Raw genomic sequence first — 1208 nt, forward strand, 5'->3', positions numbered from 1 at the left:
GTTTAATATTCTTGTTCATTAATCGATCTTGGATGCCCTTACGCTCTCGGAGATTTCAGTTAACGTTGTTGTATTCACGACGTCCCACCACCTTAAGCCCGAAGGGCGGCCGCGATGCGGTTAGGTGGTGGGATGTGTTCGGCTGATTACACTTCATGCTACTGAAATGCCTCTTCGAATCCACTTCTAACTTCGTGCCGGACCGAGGGCGAATGCCCGATGCGTGAATATGGTGTTATCAGAAGGTCGGGGCATCTTGAGATACTATCAATAAGATCTTAAATCGTTTTTACATGTCTTGTTTCATAATTCACAATTCTTGTTCGAGTATCATTCTTGGATATAAAAATGTCCTTACCGTCTTTATCAATACAATAGGCGATCGGGATTGAAATATCACTATCTCCAAATGAACCATCTGCATGACTCGTGCCAATCACCATCGTCTTATATTCAATTGCATACTTCCTGGCCTCAGATGTCCATTCGTCGAACTGTTCCTCACTGAACATTCCAACACCAATTGGGTGAACAATTAAGTCTATCTTTGTCGGTTCAAGACCTGACATCCCTTGAATTACGATTTCATCACATAGCATCATTCCAATTACAAGACTATCAACCTCTACAAGTGTCGACTTGTCATACTTCGCACGATCGAGAAGTAGCTCACCTTCACGACTAATGATTATGGCTCTATCTTTTGGCAGCTTATGTCCTGAAACAATGATCTTTGAATAGTTTCTAGCCAACTCACGTGCGAGTTCAATATTGTGGTTTATGTATCCCTCTGGATAAATGATTATATCAACATCACGGTGATTCTTAATCTCATGTTCAAGTTGTTTGAGCTCTTTCTCTAATTGAGGTTGTGCAATTAGAATCTTCATCTCATCTCTCCGATTTTGTGAATTTCCCCGACTTTCTGATAACGTTGTTGTATTCACGACGTCCTACCACCTTAAGCCCGAAGGGCGGCCGCGATGCGGTTAGGTGGTGCGGATGTGTCCGGCTGATTCTACTTCCCGCTGCTGAGATACCTCTCCGAATCCACTTCTAACTTCTGCCGGACCGAGGGCCGAATGGCCCGAAGCGTGAATATGGTGTTATGTGAAGGACCCTCTTCATTGAATTCACTCTATAAAATTTGTATTTAATGTCCATTGCAATCTTCTAATCCATTCCTTCTTAACTTCTAGATTTGCATT

General features: G+C 42.6%; 1 protein-coding gene. It reads right to left on the reverse strand.

What is annotated here, in order from left to right; genetic code table 11:
* Positions 1–278 precede the first annotated feature (278 nt).
* Positions 279–947: a carbon-nitrogen hydrolase family protein gene (locus tag ACFPQ4_RS11000; protein ID WP_378111907.1), complete on the reverse strand. Its 669-nt coding sequence runs from the start codon at positions 945–947 to the stop codon at positions 279–281.
* Between the last annotated feature and the right edge of the window lie 261 nt (positions 948–1208).

This window comes from Cohnella yongneupensis (assembly GCF_042655785.1).
Taxonomy (GTDB): domain Bacteria; phylum Bacillota; class Bacilli; order Paenibacillales; family Paenibacillaceae; genus Cohnella; species Cohnella yongneupensis.